Below are 17,988 nucleotides of genomic sequence, written 5' to 3'. Positions count from 1 at the left end.
AAATTTAAGGATTGAAAGATTTTTGAACCATTAAGAAATTAAGAAAGATTAAGACTTAAGTCTCTTAATTTCTTAATGGTTTAATTTATTTCTTGAAACAATCAATGATTTGATAAGCAACTCTCAAAGCATCTGTTCCATCTTCTAAAGTCACGATTGGTGTTGTGTTATTGTTGATGGCATCAGCAAAAGTTTCTAATTCATCCAAAATGGCATTGTTGTTTTCAACATCTGGATTATCAAAATAGATTTGTTTTTTCACACCTTCGGCATTTTGAAGAATCATATCAAAATCGCCTGGAACTTCTGGTGCATCTTTCATCTTCACGACTTCGCATTTCTTTTCGAGGAAATCTACAGAGATGTAGGCGTCTTTTTGGAAGAAGCGTGATTTTCGCATGTTTTTTAAGGAAATTCGGCTTGAAGTCAAGTTGGCCACACAACCATTTTCGAATTCAATTCGGGCATTTGCAATATCTGGAGTGTCAGAAATTACCGAAACGCCACTTGCGTGAATGTTTTTTACTTTCGATTTTACAACACTCAAAATTGCATCAATATCGTGAATCATCAGGTCTAAAACTACAGGAACATCAGTGCCACGAGGGTTGAATTCTGCCAAACGGTGCGTTTCAATAAACATCGGATTTATGATGTCATTCTTTACAGATTTAAAGGCTGGATTGAATCTTTCAACATGACCAACTTGACCTTTTACGTTGTATTCTTTTGCTAAAGCAATAATTTCTTCGGCTTCTTCAACTGTGTTTGAAATGGGTTTTTCAAGAAAAACATGCTTGCCTGATTTAATGGCAACTTTTGCACATTTGTAGTGCGAAAGTGTTGGAGTTACGATATCCACCACATCAACAGCGTGAATCAATTTGGCGATGGTATCGAACTTTGTATAACCAAATTCCTTGGCTACTTTCTCGGCATTTTCCTGATTTGGGTCATAGAAGCCTACTAGTTCATATTTTTCAGATTGCTGTAACAAACGCAAATGAATTTTTCCCAAGTGGCCAGCACCTAATACTCCAACTTTTAGCATAAAAATGTATTTTCCACAAAAATAACATTAATTGTTTAAAGATTAAAGTTTGAATCATTAAAGTTTTATCGATTTAAAATTTAAAATTCAATCTTTAAATACCTTTTACTTTCTTATTTTTACCGAAATTAAAACCTCCAAATTTTGAAAGATACAGCCAAACATCAAGGACTTCGAAATCAATTAATAGCCGTTTTAGAACAGAAGGGAATTACGGATAAGAATGTATTGGAAGCCATTAAAAAAATTCCGAGACACTTGTTTTTGAACTCCAGTTTTGAAGATTATGCCTATCAGGACAAGGCCTTTCCGATTGGTGCGGGACAAACCATTTCGCAACCTTATACTGTTGCCTTCCAATCACAATTATTGGAAGTTCAAAAAGACCATAAAATTCTAGAAATTGGTACAGGTTCAGGTTATCAAACGGCGGTTTTATGCACCATGGGAGCCAAAGTTTACAGTGTGGAACGACAAAATGAATTGTTTAAAACAACGTCTTTGCTTCTTCCAAAATTAAATATCAGACCAAAACATTTGTCTTTTGGAGATGGTTATAAAGGTCTTCCAAATTATGCTCCTTTTGATAGTATTATTGTAACGGCTGGAGCTCCAATCATTCCAAAACCTTTGATGGCCCAATTAAAAATAGGAGGAAGGCTCGTGATTCCGCTTGGTGAAGACCATCAAATTATGACCATGCTAATCCGGAAAAATGATACTCAATTCGAAAAGCATGAGTTTGGAGAGTTTCGATTTGTGCCTTTATTGGAAAATAAAAATTAAACCCTAATAGGTTTTTGTTATATTTACTGAATATCAAAAACCTATGAAGATAAAATTACTCCTTTTATTATTTCCACTATTTTCCTTTTCGCAAGGCTACACCAGTTATTTCACAGGAAACACGAATAATATTACCACAACGCCAGAATTTGGAGTTTGCCTTATGGGTGGTGCTACCGAACACGACAATGCCATGATTTGGTTGCTGCAAAAAGCCAATGGAGGAGATGTTGTTGTTTTGAGAAGTTCCGGAAGCAATGGCTACAATAATTATTTGTATTCCGATTTGGGAGTGAATGTAAATTCGGTCGAAACGCTTGTCATTACTTCTGTTGCAGGTGCTACAAATCCTTATGTTTTAGATAAAGTGGCAAATGCCGAAATGATTTGGTTTGCCGGTGGCGATCAATGGAATTATGTTTCCTATTTCAAAAACAATGCACTCGAAGATTTGTTGAATGACCATATTAATGTGAAAAATGCTCCAATTGGAGGAACAAGTGCAGGAATGGCCATTCTAGGAAGCCATTATTTTTCGGCACAAAATGGTTCTATAACTTCTGCTCAAGCCTTGTCAAATCCTTTTCATAATAATCTGACAATTGGTGAAAATGATTTTCTGCAAGTTCCATTTTTGGAAAATACCATGACCGATTCGCATTATGACAGTCCTGATCGACGTGGAAGACATACCGCATTTTTAGCCAGAATGACCCAAACCATCAACGGAAGAAGCTTCGGAATTGCCTCGAATGAATATGTTGCAGTATGTTTTGGAGATGACGGAAAAGCAATAGTTTTCGGAGATTATCCTGCATACGACGAGTTTGCTTATTTTCTACAAACCAATTGTGACGAAGTTTTTCCAGAAACCATGCAAAACGCAACACCTTTAACTTGGAACCATAACGGTAAAGCCGTAAAAGTCTATAAAGTTCCCGGAACAATGAACGGAACCAATTATTTTAATCTAGGTGATTGGCAAACAGGAAGTGGCGGAATTTGGGAAGATTGGTCGGTAAACAGCGGAACATTTTCATCTGTAGCAGGAATGGCAAACGCCTGTAATCTTAATGTTAGTGATTTTGAATCCGAAAAATTCTCAGTTGCTCCAGTTCCATTTCAACAAGAAATAAACCTAAAAAATGCAGGAAAAAACAACTTCTCCATTTATGATATACAAGGAAGAATCGTCCTTCAGAATTCTTTTTCAGATAAAATTAAAATTGATACGTCCAATTTGCAAAGCGGGATTTACATCCTAAAAGTAATATCAAACGGAAGAACTTCCAGTCAGAAAGTCATTAAAAACTAGACTCTTTTTTCGATTTCGATGATTTCCAAACCCTTGATTGCATCGCCGTCAATCACAAAACGCAACATCGTTCTCACATCGTGAAAACCACTTTTTCCAACCGCACCGGGATTCATGTGCAGTAAATTTAGTTTCTTGTCGAACATCACTTTCAAGATATGTGAATGTCCACAAATAAAGAGTTTTGGCGGATTCAGAGTAATCTCGCTTCGAATCGCCTGATTGTATTTTCCGGGATAACCGCCAATGTGGGTGATCCAGACATCAACACCTTCACACATAAAACGGTTGTTCAGCGGAAACTCCATTCTCGCTTTATCATCGTCAATATTGCCATAAACAGCACGAAGCGGTTTTAGTTTCTTTATAGTGTCCGTCACAACCAAATCGCCAATATCACCAGCGTGCCAAACCTCGTCGGCCTGATGTACATATTTCAAAATCGTGTCGTCAATATGACTATGAGTATCGGAAAGAAGCAGTATTTTTTTCAAGATATTTTTTTTAAGGAGCTATTTCCTGCTTTCCGTTCCAATCTTTTTATTTTTTTAAAGAAAAAAAATAAAAAGGATTTCCTCTTCAATCAGGGCTAGGGTTCGGTGGTAAAATTAAACATTCCAGTTCAAAATCAAATTAACATTTCGTTACAATTCAAAAGATAAAAATGTCTACATTAATAAAGTATCTTTGTCGGGAAAAATCCAGAAGTCAGAAAAACTAGATTGTCGAACAACTTCTAAATTCAGATTTCTAAATTCTAAAAATGCGTTATTTCATCAAATTCTCATACAAAGGAACAAATTATCACGGTTGGCAATACCAACCCAATGCTACCTCTGTACAGGAAACCTTGACAAAAGCATTATCGGTTGTACTCAATTCTGAACTTGAAATTATGGGTGCAGGACGAACCGATACAGGAGTTCATGCCAAGGAAATGTTCGGACATTTTGACTTCAAAAATGAAATTGAAACTCCAACGCTAATCCACAAGCTCAATTCTTTTTTGCCAAAAGACATTGCCGTTCACGATATAATTCCGGTTCACGATGACGCTCATGCCCGTTTTGATGCAACTAAAAGAACGTATGAATATCATATTAATACGACCAAAAATGTTTTCTTGGAAGAATTAAGTTGGTATTATCATCAGAAACTGGATATCAATTTGATGAACGAAGCCGGAAAAATTTTACTGAAACATACCGATTTTCAATGTTTCTCAAAAGTAAACACAGATGTAAACACCTTCAACTGTAAAATTACCGAAGCATTTTGGAAGGAAGAAAAAAAACAATTAATTTTCACCATTTCGGCCGACCGATTTTTGCGTAATATGGTTCGAGCAATCGTAGGAACGTTGGTTTATGTTGGTTTAGGAAAGATTACGTTACAAGATTTTAACGCCATCATTGAAAGCAAAGACAGGGGGAAAGCAGGTTTTTCAGTTCCAGCTCATGGATTGTATCTGACGGAAATAAAATACGATTATATAAAATAGGTTATAAGTTATGAGTTATCCTTTTTTAGTCAAAATCTAAAATCTGAACTCTAAAATCTAAAATAATAAATGAAAGCAAAAGCATTCGATACAAAAGTATTCAAACGAATAATGGTGTACACCAAGCCTTACAAATGGAGGTTCAATGGTGTAATTATTTGGGCAATTTCACTTTCGATATTTGCCGCACTTCGTCCATATTTGTTAAAGCAAACCGTTGATGGCTACATTCAAACCGAAGACCAGCAAGGTTTGTTGTACTACATTATCCTGATGGGGGTTGTACTTCTTTTGGAGGTTATCTCGCAATTTTATTTCGTTTATTGGGCCAATTGGCTCGGTCAGGACATTGTTCGCGACATCCGAACAAAGCTTTTCAAACACATGCTGAGTTTCAGGATGAAATATTTTGACAATGCCCCAGTTGGTCAGTTGGTTACGCGTTCTGTTTCGGACATCGAAGCAATCGCCAGAATTTTCAGTCAAGGGTTGTTTATGATTATAAGTGACTTGATGAAAATGGTTGCCGTATTGGTGTTTATGTTCTATATGAATTGGACTTTAACGTGGATTGTAATTGTAGCAATGCCTATTTTGGTAATTGCGACAAGGGTTTTCCAGAAAAAAATGCAAGTGGCTTTTGAAGAAGTTCGAACGCAAATTTCCAATCTGAATACTTTTGTTCAGGAACGTGTTACCGGGATGAAGATTGTGCAACTTTTCAACCGCGAGGAAATTGAGGCTCAAAAGTTCAGTGAAATAAATGCAAAACACAACAAGGCTTGGATCAAGACGGTTTGGTACAACTCGATTTTCTTTCCGATTGCCGATATTATTTCATCATTGACATTGGCAATGGTGGTTTGGTACGGTGGAAGCCAGATTTTAGGAGGTAATACGAACACTACTTTTGGTGACCTTTTTTCGTATACGATGTTTATCGGGATGCTGTTCAATCCGCTTCGTCAGATTGCAGATAAATTCAATGAGATGCAAATGGGGATGATTGCTGCAAATCGTGTTTTTGATATCCTGGATACACAAGATCAAATTCAGGACAAAGGGAATCTGATTGCTCCAAATTTTAAGGGTGAAATAGAATTCAAGGACGTTCATTTTGGTTACATCGAAAATGAAGAGGTAATCAAAGGAATCAATTTAAAGGTAAAAGAAAGTGAAACGATTGCAATTGTCGGAGCTACGGGAGCCGGAAAATCTACCATCATTAATTTGTTGAATCGTTTTTATGAAATCAACAGCGGTGTGATTTGCATTGATGGCGAAAATATTAACAGTTATACTTTGGAATCCTTGAGGGAACAGATTGCAGTTGTATTGCAGGATGTTTTTCTTTTTGCCGATACGATTTACAACAACATCACACTTAACAATCCAAATATTACAAGGGAACATGTGATAACGGCTTCCAAGAAAATCGGCGTTCACAATTTTATCATGAGTTTGCCAAATGGCTATGATTATAACGTAAAGGAACGTGGTGTTATGCTTTCTTCGGGACAACGCCAGTTGATTGCTTTTTTACGAGCTTATGTCAGCAATCCGAGTATCCTGATTTTGGATGAAGCCACTTCGTCAATCGATACCTATTCTGAAGAGTTGATTCAAAGAGCAACCGAAACGATTACAAAAGGAAGAACTTCGATTGTAATTGCTCATAGACTTGCAACAATCGTGAATGCCGATAAGATTATTGTGATGGACAAAGGTCTGATTGTTGAGCAAGGAAGTCATTTTGAGCTTTTGCGAAACGAGAATGGTTTCTACAAGCGTTTGTATGATTCGCAGTTTGCGGTGGAAAAGGCGGAGTAGTTATAGGTTTTATTTGAGAATGATTCCAAAGGAAAAATGCCTGCCTGTCGGCAGACAGGGTTTTCTCAATAGCCCAGATGCTGCAATTGTTTGAGCTCTTATCTCGTTCTTAAAAACGAGATAAAGCGAGTTGCTGCAGCTGGAAAATGGTTTCCCAGCACAAAACCAAGATTCGCTCCTGAATGAAAAATAACAACTTTGAAGTTTTCTTAAAAGAGAATAAATGCTTATTTTCGCAACTGAAAATTCATTTAGAAATTATAGGATGAAATGAGCTTCGGCGAATTTTATTTTTACAAAAATCAAATAAAACACAAAAAATGAAATACGATATTATTGTTTTAGGAAGTGGTCCTGGTGGTTATGTAACAGCTATTCGTGCATCGCAATTGGGATTTAAAACGGCCATTATTGAAAAAGAAAGCCTTGGTGGAATTTGTTTGAACTGGGGTTGTATCCCAACGAAAGCTTTGTTGAAATCGGCTCAGGTTTTTGATTACCTAAAACATGCTTCTGATTATGGTTTGACTATTTCGGAATTTGATAAAGATTTTAGTGCTGTAATCCAACGTTCCAGAGGTGTTGCCGACGGAATGAGCAAAGGAATTCAGTTTTTGATGAAGAAAAACAAGATTGATGTTCTAGAAGGTACAGGAAAGGCTAAGCCTGGAAAGAAAATCGACGTTACGGATAAAGACGGAAAAACGACTGAATATTCAGCTGATCATATCATTATTGCCACTGGAGCTCGTTCGCGCGAATTGCCAAACTTGCCACAGGATGGTAAGAAAGTAATTGGTTACCGTCAAGCTATGACGTTGCCAGAACAGCCAAAATCGATGATTGTGGTTGGTTCTGGAGCGATTGGAGTTGAGTTTGCTCATTTCTATAATTCTATGGGAACTGATGTTACGATTGTGGAATTTATGCCAAATATTGTTCCGGTTGAAGATGAGGATATCTCAAAACAAATGGAGCGTTCAATGAAGAAAGCGGGTGTGAAAATCATGACGAATTCTTCTGTTGAGAAAATTGATACTTCTGGAAATGGCGTAAAAGCAACTGTAAAAACAGCAAAAGGAGAAGAAATTCTAGAAGCTGATATCCTGCTTTCGGCTGTTGGAATCAAATCTAACATTGAAAATATCGGTTTGGAAGAAGTTGGTATTGCAACCGATAGAGATAAAATCTTGGTGAATGCTTTCTACCAAACTAATGTTCCAGGATATTATGCTATTGGAGACGTAGTTCCAGGTCCGGCTTTGGCTCACGTGGCTTCTGCAGAAGGAATTACTTGTGTGGAAAAAATCGCAGGTCTTCACGTTGATCCAATCGATTACGGAAATATTCCTGGTTGTACGTATGCAACTCCAGAGATCGCTTCTGTTGGTTTAACCGAAAAAGCAGCTAAGGAAAAAGGATATGAGTTGAAAATTGGAAAATTCCCTTTCTCGGCTTCAGGAAAAGCGAGTGCTGCTGGAACAAAAGATGGTTTTGTAAAAGTAATTTTTGATGCTAAATATGGCGAATGGCTAGGTTGTCATATGATTGGTGCCGGAGTTACGGATATGATTGCTGAAGCAGTTGTAGCCCGTAAACTGGAAACTACAGGTCACGAAATCATCAAATCAATCCACCCGCATCCAACAATGAGCGAGGCTATTATGGAAGCTGCCGCTGATGCTTATGGAGAAGTGATTCACTTGTAAGAAATTCAAGTTTTATTGACAATATGAAATCCGCTGAAAAGCGGATTTTTTTGTTTCATAAAAAGGGCAAAAATGATAATTTAAAATCGAAGTTTTTAAGATGAAAATGTTAATAACTTACGGACTAAAACAGGCATTTTTAAGCGATTATCCCTTGCGTTTTCATATATTTGTTCGTTAAACAAAAAATCATTCAGAATAATAGATAAATATGAGCGAAGAAGTAAATAAACACAATTATTCAGCAGATAGTATTCAGGCATTAGAAGGGATGGAGCACGTTAGAATGCGTCCGTCGATGTATATTGGAGATGTAGGTGTTAGAGGTTTGCACCACTTGGTTTATGAGGTGGTAGATAACTCTATCGATGAGGCAATGGGAGGTCATTGCGATACCATTGGCGTTTGGATTAACGAAGATGGATCGATTACTGTTGAAGACAATGGTCGTGGTATTCCAGTTGATTTACATAAAAAAGAAGGCGTTTCGGCACTTGAGGTTGTAATGACCAAAATTGGAGCAGGAGGTAAGTTTGATAAGGATTCGTATAAAGTTTCTGGAGGTTTGCACGGTGTGGGGGTTTCTGTAGTAAATGCACTTTCCAACCACATGCGATCTACGGTTTTTAGAGATGGAAAAATCTACGAACAAGAATACGAAAAAGGAAAAGCGTTATATCCGGTAAAGCAAATTGGGGAAACGGAAAAAAGAGGAACCAGACAGACTTTTTATCCAGATGATACTATCTTTACGCAAACAATCGAGTTTTCATATGATACTTTATCAGCTCGTATGCGTGAACTTTCGTTCTTGAACAAAGGAATTACAATTACTTTTACAGATAAGAGAGAACTTGATAAGGACGGAAATTTCGTTTCAGAAGTATTCCATTCAGATGAAGGTCTGAAAGAATACATCCGTTATTTAGATGGAAACCGTGAGCCAATCATTTCTCATGTAATTTCAATGGACCACGAAAAAGGAGAAATCCCGGTTGAGGTTGCCTTGATTTACAATACAAGCTACACAGAGAATATTTTTTCTTACGTAAACAATATTAATACCCACGAAGGTGGAACGCATTTGCAAGGTTTTAGAAGCGGTTTGACAAGGACGCTTAAAAAATATGCCGATGCTTCTGGAATGTTGGACAAATTGAAATTTGAAATTGCTGGAGATGACTTCCGTGAAGGATTGACAGCAATTATTTCGGTTAAAGTAGCCGAACCTCAATTTGAAGGACAAACCAAAACCAAATTAGGAAACAGAGAAGTTGTTTCGCCAGTAAGTCAGGCAGTTTCTGAAATGTTGGAAAATTATTTGGAAGAAAATCCAAATGATGCTCGAATCATCATCCAAAAAGTAATCCTTGCAGCTCAAGCACGTCATGCAGCTAAAAAAGCACGTGAAATGGTGCAACGAAAAACTGTAATGGGTGGTGGCGGATTGCCAGGGAAATTGTCTGATTGTTCAGAACAAGATCCTGCAAAATGCGAAGTATACCTTGTCGAGGGAGATTCGGCTGGTGGAACGGCAAAACAAGGTCGTGACCGAAACTTTCAAGCTATTTTACCTTTGAGAGGTAAGATTTTGAACGTTGAAAAAGCGATGCAGCATAAGGTTTTCGAAAACGAAGAGATTCGAAACATATTCACTGCTTTAGGAGTAACTATTGGTACTGCTGAAGATACTAAAGCTTTGAATCTCGAAAAATTAAGATACCACAAAGTAATCATCATGTGTGATGCCGATGTCGATGGAAGTCATATTTCTACTTTGATTCTGACGTTCTTTTTCCGTTTTATGCGTGAATTGATTGAAGAAGGGCACGTTTATATTGCAGCTCCTCCTTTATATTTGGTTAAAAAAGGAAACAAAAAAGAATATGCTTGGAACGATGTTCAGCGTGATCAGGCAAATGAAAGAATGGGTGGAAGTGCAGCAATCCAACGTTATAAAGGTCTTGGAGAGATGAATGCTGAACAGTTGTGGGAAACTACAATGGATCCAAATTTCAGAACGCTACGTCAAGTAACTATCGATAGTCTTGCTGAAGCAGATAGAATTTTCTCTATGCTAATGGGGGATGAAGTGCCACCAAGGAGAGAGTTTATAGAAAAGAATGCAGTTTACGCCAATATTGATGCGTAAAGCCGTCTTAAAAGGAATCGTACTATTTGTTTTTTGCATAAGCAATGCAAATGCTCAATCTTTACCAGCTGAAGAAATTTATTTCTTGATTAAGGATGCGATTTTTTTTACAGATAAATATGTTACACCTGCCACAGATGCCGCGGTTTATCAAGCGGCATCCGGTTGGGTAAGTACTCCAAAAAAAGCAAACCTTTGGGATTTTAAAGTTGGTTTGCACGGAAATGTTTTCTTTGTTCCGCAATCGGATCGTAGTTTCAGGCTTTCAAATAGCGATCTTTCTTTTTTTAGGATTAATCAAGAAGGTGTAGAAAGTGCTTTAACGCCTTCAACTTTAGGAAGTGATCAATATATAGAATTGATAGGTGAGCTTAACGGGAGTCCTGTTTCATTAAGAACGCCTGAAGGAATCGACAGGGAAGTGGTTTTCTATCCTTATCTTCAAGGTGCTGTCGGACTTTGGTATGGAACGGAGATTGTGGCTAAATTTTCCCCAATGATCAAACTGAAAAACGTAGATTATCAAGTATATGGTTTAGGATTAAAACATAACTTGAGTCAATATTTTCCAAGTTTGGAAAAAAGAAACCTGCATTTTTCTGTTTTAGCGGCCTATTCAAAAGAAGACCTGACAGTTAATTTTTTAGATGTTGAAACTGCCTACGGAAACCTTGGGTTGAATGCATTGAACAGTTTGATCGATACCTGGCAATTCCAAGTGAATGCTTCAAAAGAATTTAAAAGATTTGAGCTTTCTACGGGTTTTATAATGAATACAAGTGATTTTGAATATAAAGTGAACGGACCAAAAGGAGAGATTGAAAAAATTACGCCTTTGCAAGATATCTTAAACGGACAATTGAAATCAATTGCCCGAACAAAATTCAATGGAATTGGCGAAATTTCCGGGAGGTATCAATTTCATCATTTTTATATACAACAAACGCTTGCTTTTGGTAAATTTGTAAACTCAAATACCGCATTACAATACGAATTCTAATTTATTAAATATAAAAACAACATAATATGAAAGTTACAATAGTTGGTGCTGGAAACGTTGGAGCATCGTGTGCAGATGTAATTTCTTACAGAGGAATTGCAAGTGAAGTGGTTTTATTGGATATTAAAGAAGGTTTTGCCGAAGGGAAAGCTATGGATATCATGCAATGTGCTACCAATACGGGTTTTAATACACAACTTACAGGAGTTACTAACGATTATTCTAAAACAGCCAACAGCGATGTAGTTGTAATCACTTCTGGAATTCCAAGAAAACCAGGAATGACACGTGAGGAATTGATCGGAATTAACGCTGGAATTGTAAAATCGGTTACAGAAAATATTTTGGCTCATTCTCCAAATACAATAATTGTAGTAGTTTCGAATCCAATGGATACAATGACTTATTTGGCATTGAAATCTACAGGTTTGCCAAAAAACAGAATCATCGGAATGGGTGGTGCTTTGGATAGCTCTCGTTTCAAATATTATTTGTCTAAAGCTTTAGATAAACCAGCAAATGACGTTTCTGCAATGGTAATCGGAGGTCACGGAGATACAACGATGATTCCATTGACTAGATTGGCTTCTTATAACGGAATCCCAGTTTCAGAATTCCTTTCTCAAGAAGAGTTAGATAAAGTAGCTGCTGATACAATGGTTGGTGGTGCAACTTTAACTGGTCTTTTGGGTACTTCTGCATGGTATGCTCCAGGAGCTTCAGTAGCTTATTTGGTGGATAGCATCTTGAACAATCAAAAGAAAATGATTGCTTGTTCTGTTTTCCTTGAGGGAGAATACGGACAAAGCGATATCTGTATTGGTGTTCCTTGTATCATCGGTAAAAACGGAATTGAAGAAATCGTTGACATTACATTGAATGATGCTGAAAAAGGATTATTCTCTAAAAGTGCAGATGCTGTTAGAAGCATGAATGATGCTTTGAAATCGGTTTTAGCATAAGCTTTTACACAAAATATGAAAAAGACTGCAAACTTGCAGTCTTTTTTTTGAGATTAATCAATAAATAAATTGGTTAATCTTTTTGTAAATTATATATTTGCTCGTTTTAAAAAAAGGGAAATAATTGAGTTTAGTCGCTTTTAAATCAATAGCTTTTGAATTATTTATTTTTTAACATTAGAAACAACAAAATACAATCAAAATTAATTAATTATTAGTAATAATGCAGAATAGAGGACTCGTTAAATTTTTTGCAATTTTATTTGCATTGGTAAGTATTTACCAACTTACTTTCACATTTGTAGCAAGTAGCGTTGAAAACAAAGCAAAAGCTTTTGCAAAAGGTAATCCAGAGCAAGAGGTAAAATACCTTGATTCAATCGGGAAAGAAAAAGTATTTTTAGATCTTTTTACCTATAATGATGTAAAAGATAAAAAAATCAACAAAGGATTGGATCTTGAAGGAGGAATAAATGTTATCCTTCAAATATCGGTAAAAGATGTTTTGAAAGGTTTGGCAAACAATTCTAAAGACCCAATTTTCAACAAGTCTTTGGACGATGCTACTAAAAATCTTGAAGGAAATCAAACCTATATTGATGCTTTCTTTAAAGCGTTCAACGAAAATTCGGCTGGAAAAACCAAATTGGCTTCTCCAGAAATTTTTGCTAACAAAAACTTGCAAGGCGAAGATGGTATCAACTTTAAGATGACCGATGCTGAGGCAGAAAAAGTAATCAGAAAAAAAGTTGACGAGTCAGTTAGTAGTGCATTTGAAGTACTAAGAAAGCGTATCGACAAATTTGGTGTGACACAACCAAACATACAGAAATTAGGAGAAACAGGAAGAATCCTTGTGGAACTTCCAGGTGCTAAGGATGTAGATCGTATTAAAAAATTATTATCAAGCACAGCTCAATTAGAGTTTTGGGAAACGTATAAGATTGAAGAAATTGGTAGCTTCTTGGTTCAGGCTAACGAAATCTTGAAGACTACAGAAGTTGCTGTTAAGGAAACCGCTCCTGTAAAGAAAGATTCTTTAAGCTCATTGTTGACAGATGATACTGCAGATTCAACTGCAACTAAAAAAGGAAATAACCCTTTGTTTGATAAAATTATCGGACAAGGTGGAGGTCCAGTTTTGGCAGTTTTCTCTTTAAAAGATACTGCTTCTGTAAATAAATATTTGAACAGAGCAGATATCAAGAACCTTTTGCAAGGTGAACAACGTTTTGCAAAATTCGTTTGGGGAAAACCTTCAACAATCAAGGACGATAAAGGAAAAGAAATTGAAACACTTGAGCTTTATGCCTTAAAAGGAAATAGAAACAATGTTGCTCCAATGAGTGGTGGTGTTGTTACTGAAGCTAGAGATGAGTTTGACCAAATGGGAAGACCTTGTGTTTCGATGCAAATGAATGGTGCTGGAGCTAAAATCTGGGAAGAACTAACTGGAAAAGCTTACAGCCAACAAGGTTTTATTGCGATTGTGTTGGATGATGTTGTTTATTCTGCACCAGGTGTTACTACGGGACCAATTGCTGGCGGAAACTCTCAAATTTCTGGGGCTTTCACGGTTGCGGAAACAAAAGATTTAGCAAACGTATTAAAAGCAGGTAAATTACCAGCTTCAGCAGATATTATTCAATCAGAAGTAGTAGGACCATCTTTGGGACAGGAAGCTATCGATGCGGGTATCAATTCCTCTTTATTGGGATTATTGATTGTTTCACTTTGGATGATTGTATATTATGGTAGAGCAGGTTGGTATGCAAATTTAGCTTTAGCAGTAAACTTATTATTCCTTTTCGGAGTATTGGCTAGCTTTGGTTTTGTATTGACATTGCCAGGTATTGCAGGTATCGTTTTAACGATGGGTACAGCAGTCGATGCGAATATCATTATCTACGAAAGAGCAAAAGAAGAACTTCGTTTAGGCAACTCTCTTGAAGATTCTATCAAAGCTTCTTATGGTTGGAAAGGTGCAATGCGATCTATCGTAGATGCAAACGTAACTCACATCTTAACAGGTATTGTTTTGTATGTTTTCGGTACAGGTCCGATAAAAGGTTTTGCCTTGACATTATTGATTGGTATTTTTACCTCATTGTTTACAGCTATTTTTATCTCAAGAATCCTTTTGGAAAGAAGTGCAGCTAAGAATAATAAATTGACTTTTGATACTAATTTTTCTAAAAATTTCTTTACAAAATTCAATTACAATTTCTTGGGAGCCAAGAAGTATACCTACATTATTTCGTCTATCGTTGTAATTGGTAGTATTATTTCGATTTGGTTTAATGGTTTCAACCAAGGAGTTGATTTTGTTGGAGGAAGAACTTTCCAAGTTCGATTTGAAAATACAATTTCTACTGACGAAGTAAAAGAAGAGTTAAATGCCGTTTTTGGTGGAGGTGTTGAAGCCAAAGTATTTGGTAACAGCAACCAGTTGAAAATCACAACTAAATATAAAGTAGATGTGCACGGAACAGAGGCGGATGAAGAAGTAAACAAAATGCTTTTTGATGGTTTGAAAAAACATTATTCAGCTGACATGAACTATGAAAAATTTGTAAATGCTTATGATGGAAAAACGTTAGGTATTTTACAAGCTTCTAAAGTTGGTCCTGCAGTTGCAGAAGACATCAAGACAAATTCTTACTGGGCTGTACTTGGAGCAATGGCCATTGTATTCCTTTACTTGACCATCAGTTTCCGTAAATGGCAATATAGCTTGGGTGCGATTGCTGCAGTAGCACATGACGTTATTTTCGTATTGGGAGTTTATTCACTTCTTTGGAAATATATGCCATTTGGTATGGAAATCGACCAGCACTTTATCGCTGCAATCCTAACAGTTATCGGTTACTCTATGAATGATACCGTAATTGTATTTGACAGGGTTCGTGAATATTTAGGAGGTAAAACTAAAGGTTCTTTTAACGATATCGTAAATAAGTCTATTAATTCTACTATGTCAAGAACCATCAATACATCATTGACGATGATCTTGGTATTATTGATCATGTTCATATTAGGTGGAGAAACGATCAGAGGATTTATCTTCGCCATGTTGATTGGTATTATCGTTGGAACATATTCATCTCTTTTCATCGCAACACCAGTATTGTGTGATACCATTTCGGATGCAGAACACAAACGTATCGAAGAGTTGCACAATAATGCAAACAATGAAGAAGTAGCTTAATTCTAAATTTAGCTTTCAAATATAAAAGGCTGTCTCTATTTTGAGACAGCCTTTTTTGATTTTCGAATACTATAAATTTCAACACTAATTGCACCAATTTATTCGTGTAAATTGGTGCAATTAGTGTTGAATGATTGTGTGTCGTAATAATATGGGTATAATTTAGTGATACATTAATTGCCATTGGTTTTAACCAATGGGATATTAAATAAAAAAAACAAACATCAATTAATCCATTTGGCTTTAGCCAAATAAAAACTCAAGCAAAAAAACTCCCGACTACAGCTGTAATCGGGAGTTTGTAATTTATAATATTATTCGTTTCTACTTATTATTCTCAATAATATAATCCAAAACTTTTCGCATCAAATGAACTCTATCCTTTCCGGTTACATTATGCTTGTGCATCGGATAAGGAAAGAAATCAATTTGCTTTTCGGCTTCGATGAATTTTTTTACCAAGGCAAAATTCTGTTGCATCACCACAACATCATCACTTGTTCCGTGAATCAAAAGTAATTTTCCTTTCAAGTTTTTCACATAATTCAATGTGCTCGATTCATCAAAACCTTGAGGGTTTTCGGCAGGAGTATCCATATAACGTTCGCCATACATTACCTCGTAGAATTTCCAATCGGTAACAGGACCACCGGCAACTCCAACTTTAAATGTATCTGGTTTTCTCAACATTAACGAAGTCGTCATAAAACCTCCATAGCTCCAACCATGAACTGCTAAACGATTTCCATCAACATAAGGTAAAGATTTCAAATACTCAACACCTTTTAATTGGTCTTCCATTTCATGAACACCTAACTTTCCATGAATTACATTTTCGAATGCCAATCCTCTGTTTTCAGAACCACGATTATCAACCGTAAACACCAAATAACCTTGTTCCGCCATCCAATACATCCAAAGATTTGCTCCATCCAGATAAGAATTTGTAATCATTTGAGCATGAGGACCACCATAAACATAAACCATAACCGGATATTTTTTTGTCGGGTCAAAATTGCTAGGCTTAATTAATCTTGTATATAAATCAGTCGTTCCATCGCCAGCTTTGATCGTCTTGATTTCAGCAGTTCCCATTTGGTAGTCGGCATATTTGTTTTTGCTTTCTACCAATGTTGTTGCTTTCAGGTTATTATCCAAAAGCAAAGATTTTGATGGAGTCGTATGATTTGAAAATTCATCAAAAAACCAATTGCTGTCAGAGCTAACAGAAAAATTATGAACGCCTTCCTCTTTTGTAAGAAGCGTTTGTTTTCCTTTTAAATCTACTTTATAAGCCAACATATTCGTTGGATTTGCTCCTGTAGCTGAAAAATAAATTTCAGTTCCAGTTGGATTTGAACCAATAATTCCTGTGGTTACAAATTTATTCTGCGTCAATTGCTTGATTAATTTTCCATCAATTGAATAGTAGTATAAATTATTGAAGCCATCTTTCTCGCTTATCCAAACAAAATTATTAGACTTCGTATTTGGAAAAAACGCTGGATGTTCTGGCTCAACCCATTTTGGGTTTTTCTCATTGAGAATTGTTCTCACAAAAGCACCCGAATTTGCATCATACAAATGCAAAGACATATCATTTTGAGAACGGTTTACTTCGGCAATCAACACATATTTTTCGTCTGGAGTCCAAGATAGATTGGTCAAATAATCATCAACGTTTCCTTTTGGAGTGATGAATACGGTTTTGGCTGTAGCCAAATTATAAATCCCAACTTTTGGCTTTTCGCTTTTCTGACCAATCATCGGATATTTAATGTTTTGCAATTTCCCAGGAGTTTCATTGATGTCCAGCAGAGGATAATCGGCAACTTCGGTTTCATCTTTTTGATAGAACGCTAAAAAGTTGGCATTTGGCGACCAAAATATTCCATTGTGGATCCCAAATTCACTTCTCGCGTATGTTTGTCCCGAAACAATTCCTTCATTGGTTTCATTTGTAACGGCAACTTTTTGATTGTTTTTGTTGATGAAATACAAATTGTTTTTTTCTGTAAAAGCAATATTTTCTTTTTTATTATCAAAAGTCTGATTTTCGGCAACTTCAGGCAATTCGGCAATTTGCTTTCCAGTTTTTGTTGCAACATTGTACTCGTAGAATTTTGCACCATCATTCAAAACAAAAGTGTTGGCATCTTTCCATTCGATTCCAAAGAAACCCCTTAAACTTGTTCCAAGAGTTTTATTCAAATCAGAAAGTGAAACCAATTCGGTCGCTTTTGTGTCAGCCGTATTCGCCACCATCAACTTTTGTCCGAAATTTTCAAAGAAAATGTATTTATTGGTATTAGGAATCCATTGAAATCCTAAAACATTATCGGCTCTAAAAGCCCTGTATTGTTGCAAAACGCCATCATCTAGTGTGAGTTTCTTGGTTTGCCCGAAAGCTGTAAAGGCCAAGAAAAGACTAAAAACAGCAATTAATTTTTTGTTCATATTGTGTTGTTTTTTAA

General features: G+C 36.3%; 12 protein-coding genes. 9 read left to right on the top strand and 3 right to left on the bottom strand.

What is annotated here, in order from left to right:
- Positions 1 to 85 precede the first annotated feature (85 nt).
- Positions 86 to 1,051, bottom strand: a complete 966-nt coding sequence (locus J2X31_RS00135) for a Gfo/Idh/MocA family protein (RefSeq protein WP_026706423.1) — start codon at positions 1,049 to 1,051, stop codon at positions 86 to 88.
- A gap of 144 nt (positions 1,052 to 1,195) precedes the next feature.
- On the opposite strand from J2X31_RS00135, the gene J2X31_RS00130 reads away from it, so the two are divergent.
- Together J2X31_RS00130 and J2X31_RS00125 are read left to right on the top strand one after the other, a co-directional pair.
- The gene (locus tag J2X31_RS00130; protein WP_310023465.1) at positions 1,196 to 1,837 is read left to right on the top strand and encodes a protein-L-isoaspartate(D-aspartate) O-methyltransferase; all 642 of its coding nucleotides are present in this window, start codon (positions 1,196 to 1,198) and stop codon (positions 1,835 to 1,837) included.
- Positions 1,838 to 1,880: 43 nt separating this feature from the next.
- Positions 1,881 to 3,152 carry a cyanophycinase gene (locus J2X31_RS00125; protein ID WP_310023464.1) on the top strand — a complete coding sequence of 424 codons (1,272 nt, stop codon included), beginning with the start codon at positions 1,881 to 1,883 and terminating at the stop codon, positions 3,150 to 3,152.
- Here J2X31_RS00125 and J2X31_RS00120 read toward each other — a convergent pair.
- The gene (locus J2X31_RS00120) at positions 3,149 to 3,646 is read right to left on the bottom strand and encodes a metallophosphoesterase family protein (RefSeq protein ID WP_310023463.1); all 498 of its coding nucleotides are present in this window, start codon (positions 3,644 to 3,646) and stop codon (positions 3,149 to 3,151) included. The genes J2X31_RS00125 and J2X31_RS00120 overlap by 4 nt on opposite strands.
- 269 nt (positions 3,647 to 3,915) lie before the next feature.
- Between J2X31_RS00120 and truA the strand changes: the two genes are divergently transcribed.
- From truA to secDF, 7 genes are all read left to right on the top strand, one after another.
- Entirely contained in the window at positions 3,916 to 4,653 is a 738-nt protein-coding gene (truA, locus tag J2X31_RS00115) for a tRNA pseudouridine(38-40) synthase TruA (RefSeq protein WP_310023462.1), read from the top strand.
- Between the two features lie 69 nt (positions 4,654 to 4,722).
- Positions 4,723 to 6,483, top strand: a complete 1,761-nt coding sequence (locus J2X31_RS00110) for an ABC transporter ATP-binding protein (protein ID WP_310023460.1) — start codon at positions 4,723 to 4,725, stop codon at positions 6,481 to 6,483.
- Positions 6,484 to 6,803: 320 nt separating this feature from the next.
- Entirely contained in the window at positions 6,804 to 8,192 is a 1,389-nt protein-coding gene (gene lpdA, locus J2X31_RS00105) for a dihydrolipoyl dehydrogenase (protein WP_310023459.1), read from the top strand.
- 211 nt (positions 8,193 to 8,403) lie between these two features.
- Positions 8,404 to 10,344, top strand: coding sequence for a DNA topoisomerase (ATP-hydrolyzing) subunit B (gene gyrB, locus J2X31_RS00100; RefSeq protein ID WP_310023458.1), 1,941 nt, complete (start codon positions 8,404 to 8,406; stop codon positions 10,342 to 10,344).
- Positions 10,316 to 11,344 carry a DUF6588 family protein gene (locus tag J2X31_RS00095; RefSeq protein WP_310023457.1) on the top strand — a complete coding sequence of 343 codons (1,029 nt, stop codon included), beginning with the start codon at positions 10,316 to 10,318 and terminating at the stop codon, positions 11,342 to 11,344. The genes gyrB and J2X31_RS00095 overlap by 29 nt, the downstream gene beginning before the upstream one ends.
- Before the next feature lie 26 nt (positions 11,345 to 11,370).
- Positions 11,371 to 12,306, top strand: a complete 936-nt coding sequence (locus tag J2X31_RS00090; protein ID WP_310023456.1) for a malate dehydrogenase — start codon at positions 11,371 to 11,373, stop codon at positions 12,304 to 12,306.
- 223 nt (positions 12,307 to 12,529) lie between these two features.
- Positions 12,530 to 15,514, top strand: coding sequence for a protein translocase subunit SecDF (gene secDF, locus J2X31_RS00085; RefSeq protein WP_310023455.1), 2,985 nt, complete (start codon positions 12,530 to 12,532; stop codon positions 15,512 to 15,514).
- Between the two features lie 324 nt (positions 15,515 to 15,838).
- Here the strand turns inward: secDF and J2X31_RS00080 are convergent, their stop codons facing one another.
- A complete protein-coding gene (locus J2X31_RS00080; RefSeq protein WP_310023454.1) occupies positions 15,839 to 17,971 on the bottom strand; it encodes a S9 family peptidase in 2,133 nt (710 codons plus the stop codon).
- Positions 17,972 to 17,988 lie beyond the last annotated feature (17 nt).

It is taken from the genome of Flavobacterium arsenatis (assembly GCF_031456785.1).
GTDB classification, from domain to species: Bacteria; Bacteroidota; Bacteroidia; order Flavobacteriales; family Flavobacteriaceae; genus Flavobacterium; species Flavobacterium arsenatis.
Note: the sequence above shows the minus strand (reverse complement) of the source record. Positions and strands in the feature narration are given on the sequence as shown.

Bases quoted from the DNA above. Each gene is read 5' to 3' on its own strand.
- J2X31_RS00135 (WP_026706423.1), bottom strand. From the start codon at position 1,051: ATGCTAAAAGTTGGAGTATTAGGTGCTGGCCACTTGGGAAAAATTCAT.
- J2X31_RS00125 (WP_310023464.1), top strand. From the start codon at position 1,881: ATGAAGATAAAATTACTCCTTTTATTATTTCCACTATTTTCCTTTTCG.
- truA (WP_310023462.1), top strand. From the start codon at position 3,916: ATGCGTTATTTCATCAAATTCTCATACAAAGGAACAAATTATCACGGT.
- J2X31_RS00110 (WP_310023460.1), top strand. From the start codon at position 4,723: ATGAAAGCAAAAGCATTCGATACAAAAGTATTCAAACGAATAATGGTG.
- lpdA (WP_310023459.1), top strand. From the start codon at position 6,804: ATGAAATACGATATTATTGTTTTAGGAAGTGGTCCTGGTGGTTATGTA.
- gyrB (WP_310023458.1), top strand. From the start codon at position 8,404: ATGAGCGAAGAAGTAAATAAACACAATTATTCAGCAGATAGTATTCAG.
- J2X31_RS00095 (WP_310023457.1), top strand. From the start codon at position 10,316: ATGCAGTTTACGCCAATATTGATGCGTAAAGCCGTCTTAAAAGGAATC.
- J2X31_RS00090 (WP_310023456.1), top strand. From the start codon at position 11,371: ATGAAAGTTACAATAGTTGGTGCTGGAAACGTTGGAGCATCGTGTGCA.
- secDF (WP_310023455.1), top strand. From the start codon at position 12,530: ATGCAGAATAGAGGACTCGTTAAATTTTTTGCAATTTTATTTGCATTG.
- J2X31_RS00080 (WP_310023454.1), bottom strand. From the start codon at position 17,971: ATGAACAAAAAATTAATTGCTGTTTTTAGTCTTTTCTTGGCCTTTACA.